Origin of the sequence: Phyllobacterium myrsinacearum (assembly GCF_002980555.1) — a bacterium.
Taxonomy (GTDB): domain Bacteria; phylum Pseudomonadota; class Alphaproteobacteria; order Rhizobiales; family Rhizobiaceae; genus Phyllobacterium; species Phyllobacterium myrsinacearum.
In genome coordinates this window covers 133,677-152,727 of the sequence record NZ_PVBT01000008.1, presented here as the reverse complement: position 1 = coordinate 152,727, position 19,051 = coordinate 133,677, and the positions used below count along the sequence as shown (strand labels likewise).

15 protein-coding genes are annotated in these 19,051 nt (G+C 60.3%); 5 read left to right on the top strand and 10 right to left on the bottom strand.

Annotated elements, in window-relative coordinates; all coding sequences use genetic code 11:
* Positions 1-68 precede the first annotated feature (68 nt).
* Entirely contained in the window at positions 69-1,277 is a 1,209-nt protein-coding gene (locus C5750_RS22730) for an MFS transporter (RefSeq protein WP_105737056.1), read from the top strand.
* Between the two features lie 52 nt (positions 1,278-1,329).
* On the opposite strand, the gene C5750_RS22725 is transcribed toward C5750_RS22730, so the two are convergent.
* The 8 genes from C5750_RS22725 to C5750_RS22690 form a co-directional block, all read right to left on the bottom strand.
* Positions 1,330-2,085, bottom strand: coding sequence for a polysaccharide deacetylase family protein (locus tag C5750_RS22725; protein ID WP_425350513.1), 756 nt, complete (start codon positions 2,083-2,085; stop codon positions 1,330-1,332).
* Positions 2,086-2,170: 85 nt separating this feature from the next.
* A complete protein-coding gene (gene ppdK / locus C5750_RS22720; RefSeq protein WP_105737052.1) occupies positions 2,171-4,834 on the bottom strand; it encodes a pyruvate, phosphate dikinase in 2,664 nt (887 codons plus the stop codon).
* A 174-nt stretch (positions 4,835-5,008) separates the two neighbouring features.
* Positions 5,009-8,467, bottom strand: a complete 3,459-nt coding sequence (smc, locus tag C5750_RS22715) for a chromosome segregation protein SMC (protein ID WP_105737050.1) — start codon at positions 8,465-8,467, stop codon at positions 5,009-5,011.
* 72 nt (positions 8,468-8,539) lie between these two features.
* On the bottom strand, positions 8,540-9,253 hold the full coding sequence (locus C5750_RS22710) for a DsbA family protein (RefSeq protein ID WP_105737048.1): 714 nt from the start codon (positions 9,251-9,253) through the stop codon (positions 8,540-8,542).
* 185 nt (positions 9,254-9,438) lie between these two features.
* A complete protein-coding gene (locus tag C5750_RS22705; protein ID WP_105737046.1) occupies positions 9,439-9,765 on the bottom strand; it encodes a hypothetical protein in 327 nt (108 codons plus the stop codon).
* Between the two features lie 344 nt (positions 9,766-10,109).
* Positions 10,110-10,610 carry a DUF721 domain-containing protein gene (locus C5750_RS22700; RefSeq protein WP_105737044.1) on the bottom strand — a complete coding sequence of 167 codons (501 nt, stop codon included), beginning with the start codon at positions 10,608-10,610 and terminating at the stop codon, positions 10,110-10,112.
* Positions 10,611-10,645: 35 nt separating this feature from the next.
* On the bottom strand, positions 10,646-11,620 hold the full coding sequence (locus C5750_RS22695) for an SDR family NAD(P)-dependent oxidoreductase (protein ID WP_105737041.1): 975 nt from the start codon (positions 11,618-11,620) through the stop codon (positions 10,646-10,648).
* 26 nt (positions 11,621-11,646) lie between these two features.
* A complete protein-coding gene (locus C5750_RS22690) occupies positions 11,647-12,957 on the bottom strand; it encodes an O-antigen ligase family protein (RefSeq protein ID WP_105737040.1) in 1,311 nt (436 codons plus the stop codon).
* An 87-nt stretch (positions 12,958-13,044) separates the two neighbouring features.
* On the opposite strand from C5750_RS22690, the gene mutY reads away from it, so the two are divergent.
* Together mutY and C5750_RS22680 are read left to right on the top strand one after the other, a co-directional pair.
* The gene (mutY, locus tag C5750_RS22685; RefSeq protein ID WP_105737347.1) at positions 13,045-14,124 is read left to right on the top strand and encodes an A/G-specific adenine glycosylase; all 1,080 of its coding nucleotides are present in this window, start codon (positions 13,045-13,047) and stop codon (positions 14,122-14,124) included.
* Positions 14,121-14,732, top strand: a complete 612-nt coding sequence (locus C5750_RS22680; protein WP_105737038.1) for an HAD family hydrolase — start codon at positions 14,121-14,123, stop codon at positions 14,730-14,732. Before mutY ends, C5750_RS22680 begins: the two co-directional genes overlap by 4 nt.
* A gap of 91 nt (positions 14,733-14,823) precedes the next feature.
* Here the strand turns inward: C5750_RS22680 and C5750_RS22675 are convergent, their stop codons facing one another.
* Positions 14,824-15,957 (bottom strand): site-specific DNA-methyltransferase, encoded by a 1,134-nt coding sequence (locus C5750_RS22675; protein ID WP_105737036.1) that lies wholly within the window; start codon positions 15,955-15,957, stop codon positions 14,824-14,826.
* Positions 15,958-16,170: 213 nt separating this feature from the next.
* Here C5750_RS22675 and C5750_RS22670 point away from each other — a divergent pair, with 213 nt between their 5' ends.
* Complete coding sequence (locus C5750_RS22670) at positions 16,171-16,857, top strand: HAD family hydrolase (RefSeq protein WP_105737034.1); 687 nt, start codon at positions 16,171-16,173, stop codon at positions 16,855-16,857.
* Positions 16,858-16,922: 65 nt separating this feature from the next.
* Here C5750_RS22670 and C5750_RS22665 read toward each other — a convergent pair whose 3' ends face one another.
* Positions 16,923-17,516: a hypothetical protein gene (locus C5750_RS22665; protein ID WP_245421214.1), complete on the bottom strand. Its 594-nt coding sequence runs from the start codon at positions 17,514-17,516 to the stop codon at positions 16,923-16,925.
* Between the two features lie 127 nt (positions 17,517-17,643).
* On the opposite strand from C5750_RS22665, the gene thrC reads away from it, so the two are divergent.
* Positions 17,644-19,041: a threonine synthase gene (gene thrC / locus C5750_RS22660; protein ID WP_105737032.1), complete on the top strand. Its 1,398-nt coding sequence runs from the start codon at positions 17,644-17,646 to the stop codon at positions 19,039-19,041.
* The last annotated feature ends 10 nt before the right edge of the window (positions 19,042-19,051 follow it).

Sequence of the window (19,051 nt, the reverse complement as noted above, 5' to 3'; positions counted from 1 at the left end):
GAGCAACGCCTCTCCGCCTGCCCAACCCCTTACTCCCCAACCCCTTACTCATTGACCCAGGCAAAGACATGACATCGATCACAACATCGCTGGACGAGGCTCCTCCCGCCTCGTCCTTCCGGCTGCCGCTCAGCGGCCTGCTTGCCCTCGCAGCCGCCGGTTTCATCACAGTCCTCACCGAGGCCCTGCCCGCGGGCCTGCTGCCCCAGATGGGCGCCAGCCTGGCAGTGCCCGAATCGCTGGTGGGCCAGCTCGTCACCATCTACGCCCTCGGCTCTCTCATCGCCGCTATCCCACTGACCGCGGCCACACGCGGATGGCGGCGCAAGCCGCTGCTTTTGAGCGCCATCGGCGGCTTCGCCATCGTCAACACGGTCACGGCGGTTTCCACCAGCTACACGCTGACGCTCGGCGCCCGGTTCTTTGCGGGTGTCTTTGCCGGGCTGCTCTGGGCGCTGGTTGCCGGTTATGCCGGGCGCATGGTGCCCGACCACATGAAAGGCAAGGCCATGGCCGTCGCCATGCTTGGCGCGCCCGTCGCGCTGTCTCTCGGCGTGCCCGCCGGGACATTTCTGGGCGCGTTTGTCGGCTGGCAATACACGTTTGGGATCATGAGCGGCCTCACCGTGCTGCTGGTCGGCTGGACCATCTGGAAATTGCCGGACTTTCCCGGTCAGGAAGCGGGCAAGCAATTGCCGATCTCCGGCGTCTTCGCCATTCCAGGCGTCAAAGCCGTGCTGTTTGTCACGCTGACCTATGTGGTGGCCCATAACGTGCTCTATACCTACATCGCACCGTTTCTGGTTCCCGCCGGGCTCGCCGGAAGCATCGACAAGGTGCTGTTCGTCTTTGGCCTGTCCGCCATTCTCGGTACATGGATGATCGGCCTGATGATCGACCGCTGGCTGCGTGAACTGACGCTGATCTGCATCGCGGCCTTTGCCGTGGCGGCGGTGCTCCTTGCCATCTGGTCCGCCAACAGCACGATGGTCTATCTCAGCTTCGCCATATGGGGTGTGACCTATGGCGGCGTGCCGACCCTGTTCCAGACCGCATCGGCCAAAACCGCAGGCGATGCGGCGGACGTTGCACAATCAATGATTGTGACCGTCTGGAACATCGGCATTGCCGGTGGCGGCATCATCGGCGGCTTCCTCCTGGAAACAACCGGCGTCACCTCGTTCTCATGGGTGCTGCTGGTACTGCTTGCCCTCGCCTTCATCGCCGCCGTCCGGGCGCGAAGCCATGGTTTTCCAGCTGCGGCAACCGTGGGATAGATGCGACTATGAAAAATCAAAACCGGCAGCGGTCTTTCGCTGCCGGTTTTGCTCAGACCCCGGAGCGCACCGGCTGGGCGGAAACGGGCACGTCCTGCAGGCGCACGAAGCGAAAACCCTTTTGCTGCAGGGCCAAAACACCCTTGGCAACGCCGGCACCGGCCACCCGGCCCGGCTGGTTGATATGGGCAATGATCACATCACCGTCTTTGGCGGCGGCAATACGCTTTTCCACCAGCCCGGCCATCAGCGAGGCCCCCATATCGGCATTGAGCGAATAACCGGCCACCCGGTAGCCCATCTCATGGATGATGCGGATACCGTTTTCGCTGTAGCGGGCAGTCGCATCGCGATACCAGACCGGCTTGGCGACGGAGGCCTTCAGCATGGCGTCGACACCGCCCTGGATCTCGCTGCGGATGGCGGCTTCCGAGCCTGCCGTCTTCAACCCGAACATGGTGGGCTGGTTGTCGATGGCGGGGATATGGTTGAAGCCGTGATTTTCCAGTTCGAACAGGTCGGGATGCGCCTTCATGACCGCAAGCGCCTCGGCGTTGTGCCGCATCCAGCGGGCGGTGACGAAGATCGTTGCCGGGATGCGGTTTTCAACCAGCGTGTTGAGGATGCGCAGGTCCGTCTGGCCTGAACAGGCATCCAGCGTCAGAGCCACCTGCGGCGCAGCGGCGCCACCCTTGGCGACGTAAAGCTTCGGCTCGACGAACGGCGCGGGATGATCCCCCGCCGTTGCGATCCCCGCAGGCGTGACCAGGAGAAGAGCAGCGATGATGGCAGAGGCTGAGCGCACGATGTTTGACCAATGTTGAGAATTTCGCGCAGATACGCGCAGATCACGTCCAAAATGCGGCACCGGCCCTGCAAACAGGGCCAATGCGTTATTTTTGCTTGGCCGAGGCCTGCGCCGCCGCCAGACGCGCAATCGGTACGCGGAACGGCGAGCAGGAGACATAGTCAAGGCCGGTCTCTTCGCAGAAGTGAATGGAAGCCGGATCGCCGCCATGTTCACCGCAGATGCCCAGCTTGATGTCCGGGCGGGTTGCCTTGCCCTTTTCCACGGCAATGCGCACCAGCTCGCCGACGCCGTCCACATCGATGGAGACGAACGGGTCCTGCTGGATGATGCCCTTCATCTGATAGGTCATCAGGAAGGCGGATGCATCGTCGCGCGAAATACCGAAGGTTGTCTGCGTCAGATCGTTGGTGCCGAAGGAGAAGAACTCCGCCACCTCGGCAATCGAATGCGCACGTACCGCTGCGCGCGGCAGTTCGATCATCGTGCCGACGAGGTAATTGATCCTGATATCCGCTTCCTTCATCACATCAGCGGCAACCGCATCGATGCGGGCCTTGACGAAATCAAGTTCGGCACGCAGGCCGACGAGCGGCACCATGATTTCCGGCTCGACCGGCGCGCCAGTGACTTCCGCCGCCTGCACGGCAGCTTCGAAAATCGCCCGCACCTGCATTTCGGCGATTTCCGGATAGGAAATGGCCAGGCGGCAGCCGCGATGACCGAGCATCGGGTTGAATTCGTGCAGGCTGTCGGTGCGCTCGCGCAGCTTCTCCGGGCTGACATTCATGACAGCAGCAACTTCCGCGATTTCCTCTTCCGTCTTCGGCAGGAATTCGTGCAGCGGCGGGTCAAGCAACCGGATCGTCACGGGAAGACCGTTCATGATTTCGAACAGTTCCTTGAAATCGGCGCGCTGCATCGGCAACAGCTTGTCGAGCGCGGCGCGGCGGCCCTTCTCGCTGTCAGCCAGGATCATTTCGCGCATGGCAATGATGCGCTCGCCATCAAAGAACATATGCTCGGTACGGCAAAGACCGATGCCCTCGGCCCCGAAGGAGCGCGCCATGCGCGCATCATTCGGCGTTTCGGCATTGGCACGCACCTTCATGCGACGCGTCGTGTCGGCCCATTCCATGATCTTGGCGAAATCGCCGGAGAATTCCGGCTGCAGCATCGGAACGGCACCTTTGAGCACCTGGCCGATACCGCCATCGATGGTGATGATGTCGCCCTTCTTCAACAACACCCCGGCGGCCAGCAGGGTTTCATTGCGGTAATCGACGCGCAGGGAACCCGCACCGGAGACGCAGGGTTTGCCCATGCCGCGCGCCACCACGGCCGCGTGGCTGGTCATGCCGCCACGGGTCGTCAGGATGGCTTCGGCGGCGTGCATGCCGTGAATGTCTTCCGGACTGGTTTCGATGCGCACGAGGATGGCCTTGCGGCCTTCCGACTTCAGCTGTTCGGCATCCTCCGACGAGAACACGATCTCGCCGGTCGCCGCACCCGGCGATGCCGGAAGCCCGCTGCCGATGACATTGCGCTTGGCCGAAGGATCGATCGTGGGATGCAGCAGCTGATCGAGCGAAGCCGGATCAATGCGCAAAACCGCTTCTTCCCGCGTGATCAGGCCTTCATTTGCCATTTCAACGGCGATTTTCAAAGCGGCCTTGGCGGTCCGCTTGCCGGATCGCGTCTGCAGCATCCACAGCTTGCCGTTCTCGATGGTGAATTCGAGATCCTGCATGTCGGTGTAATGCTTTTCCAGGCGGTCGGACACGGCGCAGAATTCGGCAAAGGCGGCCGGCATCAGCTTTTCCAGCGACGGCTTGTCGGAACCGGCGGCAATGCGTGCATCTTCCGTGATGTTCTGCGGCGTCCTGATGCCCGCAACCACGTCCTCACCCTGCGCATTGACGAGAAACTCGCCATAAAGCTTCTTTTCGCCGGTCGACGGATTGCGCGTGAAGGCGACGCCCGTTGCCGAACGCTCACCCATATTGCCAAACACCATGGCCTGAATATTGACGGCCGTGCCCCAGCTTTCCGGGATGTTGTGCAGGCGGCGATAGGTGATGGCGCGCGTGTTCATCCAGCTGGAGAAAACAGCGCCGATCGCGCCCCAGAGCTGCTTTTCCGGGTCCTGCGGGAATGGCTCTTCCAGCTCTTCCTCGATTTTCGCCTTGTAGAGGTCGATGATGCCTTTCCAGTCATCGGCCGACAGCGCCGTATCGATCTCGACGCCGAGATTGGCCTTGGTGTCCTCGAGGATTTCCTCGAAGACCGAATGGTCAAGCCCCATGACCACGTCGGAATACATCTGGATGAAACGGCGATAGCTGTCATAGGCAAAGCGCGGATCGCCGGATTCGCGGGCGATGGCTTCCACGGTCTGATCGTTGAGACCGAGATTGAGCACCGTGTCCATCATGCCAGGCATGGAGGCGCGGGAACCGGAACGCACGGACACCAGCAGCGGCTTGGACGGATCGCCGAAATCGCGGCCCGTCACCGCAGCGATATGGCCAAGCGCCTTCTTCACATCGGCTTCGAGCGTGCCGGGATACTGATGGCCGTTCTCGTAGAACCAGCTGCAGACCTCGGAGGTGATGGTAAATCCGGGCGGGACCGGCAGCCCGAGCGCGCACATCTCGGCCAGATTGGCCCCCTTGCCGCCCAGAAGGTTGCGATCACCGGCAGAGCCTTCCGCCTTGCCGTCACCGAATGTGTAAACCCACTTCACCATTGCAGCCTCCCATGCCGCCGTCCACGCGCCGCAAAGCGCTGAAGAAGGTCTATTCGATAGGTTCGCGAAGCACCACCAAAAAATGCTGCATTGCACCATTCAAATCGATTAGCAGAGTAAATCCGCGTTAATCTTTGAAATCCTTCGTCATTTCAAGCTTGAAGCAGTCTGGTATCAGCTCGCCTCGCGCAGCTGCTCGGCGGTCTGGAGATCGACCGACACCAACTGGCTGACGCCCTGTTCGGCCATGGTGACACCAAACAGACGGTTCATGCGCGCCATGGTGATCGGATTGTGGGTGATGACGACAAAACGGGTTTCCGTTGATGCGGCCATCTCGTCCATCAGGTTGCAGAAGCGTTCGACATTGTGGTCATCGAGCGGCGCATCCACCTCGTCGAGCACGCAGATCGGCGCCGGATTGGTCAGGAACACTGCAAAGATCAGCGCCATCGCCGTCAATGCCTGCTCGCCGCCGGACAAGAGCGTCATGGTCTGCGGTTTCTTGCCGGGCGGGCGGGCAAGAATTTCCAGACCGGCTTCCAGCGGATCTTCCGATTCAATCAATTGCAACTCGGCCGTGCCGCCACCGAACAGATGCGTGAACAGGCGCTGGAACTGCGCATTCACCACCTCAAACGCCGCAAGCAGCCGTTCACGTCCCTCGCGGTTAAGGCTCTGGATCGCCTGGCGCAGCTTCTTGACCGCTTCGATAATGTCTTCGCGCTCGCTGACAATCGCCTCAAGCCGCGCTGACAATTCTTCCTGCTCTTCCTCGGCCCGCAGGTTGACGGCACCGAGCCGCTCGCGCTCGATCTTGAGCCGCTCCAGATTGCGGTCCGTCGCATCGACATCCGGCAGCGGATCATTGGGGCCGAGCCCGGTCAGCTTCATGGCTTCATGCGGCGCACAGTTGAGAGCTTCGCCAATGCGGGTTTCGGCCTCGTGGCGGCGTTCCTGCGCCGCGGCAAGACGCTCTTCCGACCGGGCCCGGCCCTCGCGCGCCGTGGCCAGCGCCTGAATGGCATCGGTAGCGGCGCGGTCGAGTTCCTGCTGGCGCGCTTCGGCAACGGCCAGACGGTCACTCGCCTCCTTGCGCAACGCTTCCGCTTGCGAGAGCTGCGACAGCAGTGCCCGGTTGCGCTCGGCAATTTCATCCGGCGCATCGACCAGATCGGCAAATTCTTCTTCCGCTTCCTGCCGCCGCTCGGTCAGGGATTCGATCTGACGGTCGGCATTCAGCGCGCGGTCATTCCAGTTCCTGCGCTCAAAACCGATGGACTCCAGACGTCGCATGCGGTTCTCGGCCTCGCGGCGCAGGCCCTCATGCACGGCGCGTGCCTCGGCGAGCGCTGCCCGGTCGGTCATGACTTCCGCGGTCAGCTGGCTGAGGCGGATATTGACCTCTTCCAGATCCGGCGCGCGCGCGAGCCGGTCCTCAGCTTCAAGAAACTGTTCCTGTGTTTCCTCAAGCGTTTCGGCGAGGCGGGCCTTGCCTTCATCCAGAGCGGCGCGGCGGCTGGAAAGCTGGCCGGCAGCCCGTTCGGCTGATGCAAGCGCCTCACGCGCATCGCTGACAGCCCGCTGCATGGCGCGCCAATGATCGCGGGCCGTGCGCTCATTGTCGACCGACTGGCGCACGGCAGCTTCTGCCCCAGCAATCGCAGCCTCAGCCTCGCGCAGGCGCTTCGTCGCTTCGACAACCTCGATGTCCAGCTCGGCCAGGCGGTTTTTCTGCGCCAGACGCTGGGCAGCGGGCGTCGGGGCATCGGCGCTTGCGGTATAGCCATCCCAGCGCCACAGCGCACCGGAACGACTGACCAGCCGCTGTCCCGGTTTCAACGATGCCTGAATGCGCGCGCCGTCCGCTTCATCGACAATGCCGATCTGGGCAAGACGGCGGGCCAGCTGGTGCGGTGCCTTGACCACACTGGCGAGGGATTTAAGCCCGGCGGGCAGTGTGGGATCATCCCCGGCACCATCAATATCACCCCAGAAAACCGGGGCGCTGCGATCCAGCGGCGCGTCGAGATCTTCACCGAGCGCCGCGCCAAGCGCGATTTCGAAACCCTTTTCGACCTTTACCGCTTCGACAACGGCAGGAAACAGGTCCGAGCCGCCGACATTGATCATCTTGGCCAAGGTGCGGGCTTCAGTCTCGATGCGGTTGAGATTGCTGCGGGCATCCTGCACCGGCTGGCGCAACTGCGCTTCCGTGCGGCGCGCCGTTTCGACAGCCGCTTCCGCAGCCAGGGCGCCTTCTTCCGCCTGCTCAAGCGTTGCCTCGGCGGCTTCAACCAGCGCCTGCTTCTCGATAGGGTCGGCAAGCGCGGAAATCTGCGCCGTGATGGCCGCAAGATCACGCTCCACGTCGCCCATCTGGCGGGCAAGGCGGTCGCGGCGTTCTGTGCTTTCGCGCAAATTGCGTTCGATCTGCGCCCGTTCAGCAGTTGCTTCGGCGCGTTCAGCGGTTACCTTGGCAAGCGCCGCTTCGCTTTCCCTCAGCTTGGCATCCGCACGTTCAAAATCGGCGCGGGTCTCCAGTTCGTGTTCGCCCGCATTGGCGTTGTCCTGGTTGAGCGAACGTTCTTCCGCGTCGAGACGCGCCAGAATGTCGGCATTGTCGCGCACCATCTGCTCTTCGCGGGCAATATCGGCGGTGAGCTGCGCCAGACGCTTTTCCAGCTCCGACTGGCGGGCACGGATACGCTGGGCTTCTTCCTCGATCTGCGAGCGGGCGATGGTCAGGCGCTGCAGGGCCGCGGCAGCCTTGGCTTCCGCCTCGCGCAAGTCAGGCAGCTTGTGCGCGCCGATTGCCTGTTCCTTGGCGGCGTTCATCTGGACCTGGGCGAAATCACCGACGCCTGAGGTCGCGGCGGACAAAGCCGATTGCGCCTCGGCCTCCTGATGTTTGGCAACAGCCCATTTCAAATGCAGGAGGATCGCTTCGGAACGGCGGATATCCGCCGACAGGCTCTTGAACCGGTTGGCCTGGCGCGATTGCCGCTTCAGGCTTTCAATCTGGGTTTCCAGTTCGCCGACGACGTCTTCCAGCCGCTCCAGATTCTGTTCCGCTGCCCGCAGGCGCAGCTCCGCTTCATGGCGGCGGGTGTGCAGGCCGGATATGCCGGCGGCTTCTTCAAGGAGTGCCCGGCGGGCCTGCGGCTTGGCCTGGATCAGTTCGCCGATACGGCCCTGCCCGACCATCGATGGCGAGCGCGCACCGGTCGACTGGTCGGCGAACAGCAGCTGCACGTCCTTGGCGCGGGCATCCTTGCCGTTGATGCGGTAGACCGAACCCGCCTCGCGTTCGATGCGGCGCGACACCTGCAGCTCATCGGCATCGTTGAAGGTTGCGGGGGCGCTGCGGTCGTGATTGTCGAGAAACAGCGTGACTTCGGCTGTATTGCGCGACGGGCGCGTGCCGGAGCCGGAGAAAATGACGTCATCCATGCCGGAGGCGCGCATGTTCTTGTAGGAGCTTTCGCCCATGACCCAGCGCAGGGCTTCGACGAGATTGGACTTGCCGCAGCCATTGGGGCCGACAACGCCGGTCAATCCGCTTTCAATGACGAATTCGGCGGGCTCGACGAAGGATTTGAAACCGAGGAGGCGGAGTTTCGTGAAGCGCATCAGAGGCCCTTCCCGCACGATACCGCAAGGGCGGACGCGGCAAGGCGTCCGCCTGAATTCAACAGGCAGCTATCAGAGTAGACCGTCGATAATCGCTGACATTTCGTCAACCGATAGGGCTCCTGCATATTTCGTGCCGTTGATGAAGAAGGTCGGCGTAGCATTGACGCCGAAATCCTTGGCTCCGCGGTCACGCGATGCATTCACATCATCCAGAAGTTTTTGGTTCGTCAAGCAAGCGTTGAACGACTCCTGTGTAAAACCGGCCAATTTGGAGATTTGCATCAAAGGTTCTACGGCATTTGCCGATGCGGCCCACTGTTCCTGCTGTTTGAACAGGACATCAACAAGCGGATAGTAGCGGTCTTCCGGGGCGCAGCGGGCCAGCATGAAGGCGGCGGCAGCGCGCGGATCGAACGGAAATTCGCGCAGGATGAGCTTGGCCTTGCCGGTGTCGATGTACTTTTCCTTGATCGCCGGCAGCGTGGCAACGGTGAAGTGCGCGCAATGCGGGCAGGTCATGGACGCATATTCGATGATGGTGACCGGAGCGTCGGCCTTGCCCATCACGATATCCTTGAGAGGACCCTGTTCCATCAGCTTGGCCGGATCGACCTTCCCGGCGGATTCCGGAATCTTGACGTCGGCGGGCGTGCCGGGCACCGGTGTGGCGGCGGGCTTGGCCGCATCTTCTGACCATGCAGGGTTGCCCGCAGTCACAGCGAGCGCCGCCGTCGATACGGCCGCGAGGGTCAGAATGTTTCGGCGTGTCAGCATGTCAGTCATAAGGATCACCTGTCTCCGGTGTTGATTATGCGTTGTTTGACTCCGTAGAGCCCTATGGCAGTCTCTTTAAGGCAGAGCTTGCCATCTGTCTTTGAATTTTTCGTGATCTGAGCGGGAATAAAAACCAAGCAGAACACAATCGCACGCCGTCAATCATTGGACATCGCCCCTCCGTCATCCCGGGCTTAACCCGAGGATGAAGACGATGGGTGGTCCGTGTAATCAAAAGCATCGCGGTCGCCCTGATCGAGAAAAAGCAGCGGAGGATTATCTCCCGCCTGCCTGACATGGCTGACGACATGCAGCTGGTTGCCCGCATCGCGGTGGATGGAATAGACCAGCTCACCGTCAAAACGTCTTTCCACTCTCCTGCTCTCAATGCGAAAGCGCAGTGTCAGCGCCACCAGCCCCAGCACGAAGGCGGGCGGAACGATCAGCCATAGTATCTTGAGCCAGTCCGACAATGACTGGTACGTATCGAACAAATCCTGCCAGAAATTGTAATCGGTCATGCCGCACTCCCTTGTCCATCCAGAGGAAAGCGGTCACCCGAGGCTTATCCTCTGGTGACCGGGGAGTTAGAAAATCGCCAAGAGACGACCGCCACGGCCTTTAAGCCGAAGCTCTGGACATACGCCGGGGCCTCCCCGGCCATAGGGCTGAGGAGGTGCCTTTGCGGTCGACACCGACCGCTCTTGGAAGGAGTTTCTACGCCCCAAGACCGATCCGTTTCGACCGGCCTCATTGCGGACCATAATGGGAAAGTGGAGCAGGTGAAAGGGGTTAGGCTGTGAGTTTGTATATTGATGGTTGCAAAACCTCCGGTGCGTGGTACGACAAACCAACCGCGATCAGGCTAGCGCTTGATCTTTTCCGCATGGATGCTTTGCCCCAGCCGTTCCAGCGCCTCGCGCAGGCTGTCGTCCTCGATGGCTTCGACGACACGGCTGATCTTCCCCCTGGTTGCCGCGTCGACGGGCGGCAATGGCCGCCGCTTCGGCGCGGGCAGCGTGATGGCCTTCTGCTCGATCTTGATGCGGCCGACCGCGGCAAAGCCGAGAAAGGCATTGACCCGGCTGATGATTTCGCCGGTCTCGTGCTGGATGCGCATGGCGGTAAACCCCTGGCAGGCAATCACCAGCGTCGCCGGCTGGAACGGATCGTCCTCATGGGCCCGGCGCGGCCACAGGAGCTTCAGGGGCCGCGACTGGTCACCGAGAGCCGGACCGACCACCTCTTCCCAGGCCTGAACGAGTTCAATGGTAATCCCTGCCCGCTTGCGCAGGACAGGATCGAGCACGCCCGATGCGGGGTCGGCCAATGGCCGGAATCCCCTTTGCTTGCGGTCATCGCTCATCGTTTAAACTGCCTTGCATGTCCGGAATGGAAGCGTCAGCGGCCATTATAGCCGCGAAACCATTCAACAAACAGGGGAATACCCTCTTCCAGCGTCGTCTTCGGGCAAAAGCCCAGATCGCGCGTGGCAAGACCGATATCGGCATAGGTGCGCTCGACATCCGCCGGGGGCATTGGCTCAAACGCCTTGATGGCTTCCCGGCCGACCGCCTGCTCGATGATTTCGATAAAGCGGAGCAAGGCCACCGGATTGTTGTTGCCGAGATTGTAGACCGGGGCGGTTTCCGCCGGATTGGACAGGATGCGGTTCACCGCACCGAGGACGCCGCTGACGATATCGTCGATAAAGGTGAAATCGCGCGCCATCTTGCCGTGATTATAGACCTTGATCGGCTCGCCCTTTGAAATGGCGTCCGTAAACAGCCACGGCGCCATGTCCGGCCGGCCATAGGGGCCATAGACCGTGAAGAAGCGCAGGCCCGTCGAAGCGATCTTGTGGACGTGCGCATAGGAGTAGGCCAGCAGCTCCGCCGAGCGCTTTGTCGCCGCATAGACCGACACCGGATGATTGACCGGATCGCTCTCGGAAAACGGCACCTTGGTATTGGCGCCATAAACCGACGACGAGCTTGCATAGACGACGGGGGGCTGCTTCGGCATCACGCGGGCCTGTTCAAACACGCTCACCTGGCCATGAACATTGGCATCGACATAGGCAGCCGGATTTTCGACGGAGTAGCGCACGCCTGCCTGAGCCGCCAGATGCACGATGACATCCGCATCGGTGTCGCCTGCAATCGCGGCACGCAATTCCTCCGGTCTGGCAATATTGGCGCGGACAAAGCGGATATTGGACAATCCATCCAGCGCTGACAGGCGGGTTTCCTTGAGGGCCACCTGATAGTAATCATTGAGATTGTCGATGGCGACGACCTCGAAACCCTCCCGGGCGAGCCGCTTTGCCACGTGAAAGCCGATAAAGCCTGCCGCTCCGGTAACAATCGCTTTCATGTCAGAACTTTATCCTCAACCCATTACTATACCGCCAGCGCGGCTTTGTCCTGTTCGGCGCGGTCCGCGATCTCCCGCACCGACAGATAGGGCGTCGGACCGGAAATCGTGCAGATGAGCAGCGTCACGTAGATGAAAACCGCGTCGGTCGCATCGTGGCCGAACATGATGCCAAACATTCCGGTGATCACATAAGCCGTCACGAGCAGCAAGGAAAGCGCCGTCGTCAAGTCCCGCCCGGGTCCGGGCTCCTTCAGACGCGCGGCGACAATGGGCGCCGACAGCAGCAGGAGCAGTGCGAGAACCCCCAGCACGCCGCCATCGACTGCCGCATTCAAAAAGCCGTTATGGACATGGGTGAACACCATGTACTTCTCGGGAGGCAGATTCAAAGCCTCGTTGACCGACTGCATACGGTTTTGCGGGCCCTGTCCGATCAGCGGGGACGCGAGAAATGCTTTTTCAGCGCCGCTCCACAGCAGAAGCCGGGCGCTCAGCGAGCTGATATTGTTGGGATCTTCATCCAGCTGCACGATATCGGTCTGCAGCGCGCTGTAGCGATCCATGATCTTCGGGACAGCCGCAAGAGCCACCACCACGAGCAAAAGCGCCATCAGCAGTTTCACGGTTCGATTGATCGACGGCAGGGTCTGGCCGCGCAGGTACCAGAACAGGATGGCGCAATGAAACGGGATGACCAGCCAGGCCGACCGGGTGCCGGAAAGGAAAGCACAGATCAACCCGCAGGTGAAACCCGCAACGGCAATCAGCCGCTCGGTTTTGCTCTCCGAGTGAACGTTGAGCAGCGCGATGCTGCCGAACAGCACGGCGAAAAGCCCGAAAACCGCAGCATTGCCGGCGCCGCCAGTGGCACGGCTTTCATGCAGGAGCATCTGGACGATGCTGTAAATCAAGGCGCCGATCATCCCGAAGCCAGCGCCGGTCACGAAGAACGAAACGATGCGCCCGTCGAGACTCACCTTGAGCCTGGGGATAATGGCCCAGACCGCCAGGAACGGGATCATCTTCAAGAGATATTCGGCGCCCTTCGCCAGATTCGGGCTGAGAAGCACCACGAAAACCGTCACCAGGACATAGGCGGTAAAAATCCAGGCGATGATACGGTCCTGGCGCGTCATCCGATAGGGAAAGCGCCGCAGAACCAGGGAGATGATCGCCCAGAGAAAGGCGCAGACCAGTGTTACCGAGGTTCCGCTGACCAGCAAGCCGGGGAAAAGTGCAAACAGGAACGTGAAAATGCGATTGTTGCGATCAATACCGATGAGACGCCCTTTTGTGGGGAGCAGCAGGGCGTTGGTCAACTGAGCTGGGAACATTTATGAATCCGAATGTTCTTGAATTTACTTTCGCAACCGTTTCATGAGAAATGTCACTCCACCTCCCTGTAAAGCAGTTTTGAATTGATGCAACCAATAACGAATAAGCTGCTCGCCTGGTATGATGACCACCATCGCATTTTACCCTGGCGCATAACACCAAGGGATCACAAGTCGGGAATTGTAGCTAATCCCTACCGCATCTGGCTGTCGGAGATCATGCTTCAGCAGACAACCGTGGAGGCGGTAAAGCCCTATTTCCTGAGCTTCATACGCAAATGGCCTGCCGTTACGGACCTGGCTGCGGCCAGCCAGGATGACGTGATGCGGGTATGGGCCGGGCTGGGCTATTATTCCCGTGCGCGCAACCTGAAAAAGTGCGCCGATATCGTGGCAGCGGACTTCGGCGGACAATTTCCGGCCGATCTTGCCAGGCTCAAATCATTGCCGGGAATCGGTGATTATACGGCGGCCGCCATCGCATCCATTGCCTTTGGCTTGCCGGTTGCCGTTGTCGACGGCAATGTCGAGCGTGTCATCACGCGGCTCTATGCCCTGTCGACGCCCCTGCCCGTTGCAAAACCCGAAATCCGGCAGCTGATGCAGGTGCTGACACCCGGCGAGCGGCCGGGTGACTTTGCGCAGGCGATGATGGATCTCGGTGCGACGATCTGTACACCCAAGCGGCCAGCCTGCGTGATCTGCCCGATCAACGGCCATTGCGAGGCGCTGAAAACCACCGACCCGGAGTTTTTCCCGGTGAAGGCGCCCAAAAAGGCAAAGCCAATCCGGCTGGGCGCGGCGTTCATCGCCATTTCCGCCGACGGCGAAGTCTATCTGCGCGGACGGGCTCAAACGGGATTGCTTGGCGGCATGACCGAGGTGCCGACGACGGAATGGACCTCCCGAATCGATGGCGAAACGGGCATCGATGCGGCTCCCTTCACCGCCCAATGGGTGCCCAGCGGCACAATAACCCATATTTTCACGCATTTTGAACTGCGCCTGACGATCTACGAGGCCCGGAACGTGCGCAAGCCGGCCGGCGGGAATGGCTGGTGGATCAGCGTGGAGAATTTGGACAATGAGGCATTGCCGACAGTGATGAAAAAAGCCATTGCTGCCGCCATACCGGATGCTTTCGCGAAAAGAAGGAAAGAGGCATGACACCCGTCAAACATATCGTTTTCGACATCGGACAGGTTCTTATTCACTATGATCCCGATGTTGCTTTCCGCAGTGTCATCCCGGATGCGGCCGAACGCAAATGGTTCTTCGACAATGTCTGCACCCACGAATGGAACATCGAACAGGACCGCGGCCGCAAATGGGCTGATGCCGAAGCGCTGCTGATCGCGGATTTTCCCGACCGCGAGCACCAGATCCGTGCCTTCCGGCAGAACTGGCACCAGATGATCACCCACCCCATCGACGACAGCGTGGTCATCATGCGCCAGTTGATCGCCGACGGGCACGATGTGACGATGCTGACGAATTTCGCCTCCGATACGCTGCGCGAAGCCTGGCAGCGTTTCCCCTTCCTGACGGAAAGCCGCGGCGTCACCATCTCGGGCGATATCGGTCTGATCAAGCCTGACAAGGCGATCTATGACCATCACGTCGCAACATTCGGCGTTGATCCCGCCGCCACGCTGTTCATCGATGACAGCGCCAAGAATGTTGCCGGGGCGCAGGCGGCCGGATGGCAGTCGGTACAGTTCATCAACCCGCAAACGCTGCGCGCGGACCTCAACCGCCTCGGCATCCGCGTCTGATCCGCCGCAGACAACGAAACGCCCAGGGCGGGTACCCTGGGCGTTCCTGGATCAGAGCGGTACTGGAGGTCACGTCCGATCGGATTGGAATTCAAACGCCGGCGGAAGCCATTCCGTCGCGGACCTGCTTGCGCAGATCGTCGATCGGCTTGAGCTTGCCGTCCTCCTCATAGTGCCAGAACGTCCAGCCGTTGCAGGCATCAAAACCCTGCACCTTGGCGCCCATGCGATGGATCGAGCCAGCATCGCCATTGCTGGCAACCGTTCCGTCGGCGCGGACAATGGCTGCATGCCGCTGGCGGGCATCGCTCAGGACCACACCCGGCTTCAAAAGCCCCGCTTCGACGATGCTGCCGAAGGCAACACGCGGCTCGGCCCGCTTGCCGGTCATCACCTTGAGTTCGGCACCGCCCAGTTCCTCGACCGAGGCAATCCGGCTCATCGCCGCGTCGATATATTTCTGTTCCCGCTCAACGCCGACAAAATGACGGCCAAGGCGCTTGGCAACCGCGCCTGTTGTTCCCGATCCGAAGAACGGATCGAGAATGACATCGCCGGGCTTGGACGAAGCCATGAGAAGACGGGCCAGGAGGGCTTCCGGTTTCTGGGTCGGGTGAATCTTGTCGCCATTCTCATCTTTCAGACGCTCCGCACCGGTGCAGATGGGAAACAGCCAGTCGGACCGCATCTGCAGATCGTCATTGGCGGCCTTCATCGCTTCGTAGTTGAAGGTGTAGCCCTTGCTCTTCTGGTCGCGAGACGCCCAGATCATGGTTTCATGCGCGTTCTGGAAACGGCGACCGCGGAAATTCGGCATGGGGTTGTTCTTGCGCCAGATGATGTCGTTGAGCATCCAGAATCCGAGATCCTGCATGGTGGCGCCAACGCGGAAGATATTGTGATAGGAGCCGATGACCCAGATCGTGCCGTTCGGCTTCAGAACGCGGCGGCAGGCAAGCAGCCAGGCGCGCGTGAAGGCATCATAGGCCTGGAAACTGTCGAACTGGTCCCAATGATCGTCCACGGCATCGACCTTTGACTGGTCCGGGCGATGCAGATCGCCATCAAGCTGCAGATTGTAGGGAGGATCGGCAAAGATGACGTCGATCGAATGGTCGGGAAGACGATTGAGGGCGGCAACACAGTCGCCTTTCAGGATCGTGTCGAGCCAGGAGGATTGCGGCGCAGCCTGGGGCAGGTCATTGACGAGACGAACAACGGACATGGGATACTCGATTACTGGAGACGCGTTACTGAACTGACCTTATGGTTACCGAGCAGGGTAAACATCGCGTTAAAGCCGACAGATATCCGTGAATGAAAACAGTGCGCTTTTCTTTGACGCACCGCCAATAAGAGTGTAGTCGATGCCGGTAATCCCCCAGACTTGACCCAAAGCTGCACGATGCAGCCATTTTTCACGAACAGGTATGACGTAATGGAACCCCAGCTGATCATTTTCGACTGCGATGGCGTGCTCGTCGATTCAGAGATATTGGCCGCCGAAGTCGAATCAAAACTGTTGACGGAGTCGGGCTATCCGATTGAAGCCGAGGCCATTGCCGAGCGCTTTGCCGGACTGACCTGGACCGACATCCTCATTCAGGTGGAGAAAGAATCGGGTGTTCCGATTTCCGCGTCGCTGATCGAGGAATCCGCCCGCCAGATGGACCACAAGCTGCGCCATGAACTGAATGTCATCGAGGGTATCGAACAGGTTGCCGCCGCGCTCAAATACCCCAAATGCATTGCATCCAACTCGACCAGCGCGTCGCTGAAGATGATGTTGGAGCAAAGCACGCTCTACGATCTCTTCGCTCCGAATATTTTTTCGGCGCGCGAAGTGGGAACCCGGAAGTCAAAGCCGGCGCCGGATGTCTATATCTACGCCGCCAAGCATTTCAACGTCGATCCTGCCCGCTGCATCGTCATCGAAGACTCCGCGCATGGCGTGCATGCGGCCGTGACCGCCGGTATGCGCGTTATCGGTTTTACCGGCGGCGCCCATACCTATCCGGGTCATGCAGACAAGCTGACCGATGCGGGCGCTGAAACCGTCATCAGCCGTCACCGCGACCTCCCTGCCGTTATCGAGGCCATGGCCGTCTGGTCCGAGGCCGTCTAGGATCAAAACAAAAGGCACCGCCAAAGCGGTGCCTTTTTCATAAAGCCGGTTGTGCCTGGCTTGTCTTACTTCTTCTTTTTGGTCTTCGTCTTTGCCTGGGAATCATCCGGGCCTTCATCAAATCCGATGAAGACCTGAATGTCCTTCGCTGTCGGCGTCGGGAAGCTGACATTGGGATCGTTGAAAATGAACTGCGATGCAGCCGAGGTATCGGTCGCCGAAATCGGCTGCCGGTAGAGCTTGGAATACAGCACATTCGATCCCTGCATGACAGCAACGCGGATCGGCATGGTCAGCGTGCCGGGGCTGAATTTCGGGCCGGGAACGACCTTGCCGGAAATGGCGACATTCATCCCGAGCGTACCGCCGTTGCGCTGGCAGGAACGCGTCTCGTCGGCGATCGAGGCCTGATAGATCAGGTTTTCCGGCGCTTTGGGCGCCTTGCCGTAATTGTTGAAGATGGCTGTTCCCTCGCGGATGGTCACCGTCGGACAATAGGCAGTCAGTTCCGTTGCGGTGATGCGCGCCTGCGCCTCCTGCACTGCCGGATCCTTCGATGCGTCCTTGGTACCGCTTGTGGAGCATCCCGCAAGACCCACAGCGAAAATCATGCCGCAAACGTGATAGAAGGGCAGAGATTTATGTGTTTCTGACTTCATGAACTGAACTTTCCTTGACGAACGGACCTGTTCTATACCAACGGTAAGGTAAGAATGCGACGGTGCTTTCCAGCTTTCTGCCACAGGTGTTGGCTGGCTCGCAAGCGCGGTACAAAAGGCGAATGATATGAAATATGCAAGCACTCGCGGAGAAGCACCGGTTTTGGGCTTTTCCGATGCCCTTCTGGCTGGTCTGGCGCGCGATGGCGGCCTTTATCTGCCGCAGGAATTTCCACAACTTTCCCTTGACGAGATTCGCGCCTTGCGCGGCAAAAGCTACGAAGACGTGGCCATCCGCGTCCTCACCCCATTCATCGCCGGTGATATCGATCAGGCGGATTTCGAGCGCATGGTGCACGAAGCCTATGCAACGTTCCGCCATAAGGCTGTCTGCCCGCTGATCCAGACCGGCCACAACGAATTCGTCCTTGAGCTTTTCCATGGCCCCACCCTTGCATTCAAGGATGTGGCCATGCAACTGCTCGCCCGGCTGATGGATTACATCCTTGCCAAACGCGACCAGCGCGCGACCATTGTCGGCGCCACGTCCGGTGACACGGGCGGCGCCGCCATCGAAGCCTTCGCCAACCGTGACCGCACGGACATTTTTATCCTGTTCCCGCACAACCGCGTCTCGCCGGTGCAGCAGCGGCAGATGACGACATCGGCGGCGTCCAACGTGCATGCCCTGGCAATCGAAGGCAATTTCGATGACTGCCAATCTCTGGTCAAAGGCATGTTCAACGATCTGAACTTCCGCGACTCACTTTCGCTGTCGGGCGTCAACTCGATCAACTGGGCGCGCATCATGCCGCAGATCGTTTATTACTTCACCGCGGCAGTTGCCCTTGGCAGTCCGGACCGGCCGGTTTCCTTTACGGTGCCGACCGGCAATTTCGGCGATATTTTTGCCGGCTATGTCGCCAAGCGCATGGGGCTTCCCATCGACCGGCTGGTGATTGCAACCAATGATAACGATATTTTGACCCGGACGATCGAGACGGGAAAATATGAAACACGCGGCGTGCAGCACACCACCTCGCCGTCCATGGACATTCAGGTTTCATCGAATTTCGAACGCCTGCTGTTCGAAGCGCATGGACGCGATGCCGCCGCTGTTCGCCGCCTGATGGACGGTCTGAAGCAGTCCGGCAGCTTTACCATTGCCGACGCGCCGCTTGCGAAAATCCGCAGCGAATTCGATGCGGGGCGCTCGACAAAAGCCGATACCGCCCTTGCGATCAAGGATGTTCTTGCACAATCGGGCTACCTGCTCGATCCGCACTCGGCCATCGGCCTGAAGGTCGCACGCGAAAAAGCCGGCGCCGGCGTACCCAGCATTGTTCTTGCGACGGCGCATCCGGCCAAATTTCCCGACGCGGTGGAAGCCGCAAGCGGCGTTCATCCGGCGCTTCCGCTCTGGCTCGGTGACCTCATGCAGCGAAAAGAACAGTATACGGTACTTCCCAATGACCTTAGAAATGTGGAAGAGTATGTCAGCCGACGTTCAAGAGCGGCAAGGTAAGGAGCATTGA

Coding starts and splice junctions, on each gene's coding strand:
- C5750_RS22730 (WP_105737056.1), top strand. CDS start 69: ATGACATCGATCACAACATCGCTGGACGAGGCTCCTCCCGCCTCGTCC.
- ppdK (WP_105737052.1), bottom strand. CDS start 4,834: ATGGTGAAGTGGGTTTACACATTCGGTGACGGCAAGGCGGAAGGCTCT.
- smc (WP_105737050.1), bottom strand. CDS start 8,467: ATGCGCTTCACGAAACTCCGCCTCCTCGGTTTCAAATCCTTCGTCGAG.
- C5750_RS22710 (WP_105737048.1), bottom strand. CDS start 9,253: ATGACTGACATGCTGACACGCCGAAACATTCTGACCCTCGCGGCCGTA.
- C5750_RS22705 (WP_105737046.1), bottom strand. CDS start 9,765: ATGACCGATTACAATTTCTGGCAGGATTTGTTCGATACGTACCAGTCA.
- C5750_RS22700 (WP_105737044.1), bottom strand. CDS start 10,610: ATGAGCGATGACCGCAAGCAAAGGGGATTCCGGCCATTGGCCGACCCC.
- C5750_RS22695 (WP_105737041.1), bottom strand. CDS start 11,620: ATGAAAGCGATTGTTACCGGAGCGGCAGGCTTTATCGGCTTTCACGTG.
- C5750_RS22690 (WP_105737040.1), bottom strand. CDS start 12,957: ATGTTCCCAGCTCAGTTGACCAACGCCCTGCTGCTCCCCACAAAAGGG.
- mutY (WP_105737347.1), top strand. CDS start 13,045: ATGCAACCAATAACGAATAAGCTGCTCGCCTGGTATGATGACCACCAT.
- C5750_RS22680 (WP_105737038.1), top strand. CDS start 14,121: ATGACACCCGTCAAACATATCGTTTTCGACATCGGACAGGTTCTTATT.
- C5750_RS22675 (WP_105737036.1), bottom strand. CDS start 15,957: ATGTCCGTTGTTCGTCTCGTCAATGACCTGCCCCAGGCTGCGCCGCAA.
- C5750_RS22670 (WP_105737034.1), top strand. CDS start 16,171: ATGGAACCCCAGCTGATCATTTTCGACTGCGATGGCGTGCTCGTCGAT.
- C5750_RS22665 (WP_245421214.1), bottom strand. CDS start 17,516: ATGAAGTCAGAAACACATAAATCTCTGCCCTTCTATCACGTTTGCGGC.
- thrC (WP_105737032.1), top strand. CDS start 17,644: ATGAAATATGCAAGCACTCGCGGAGAAGCACCGGTTTTGGGCTTTTCC.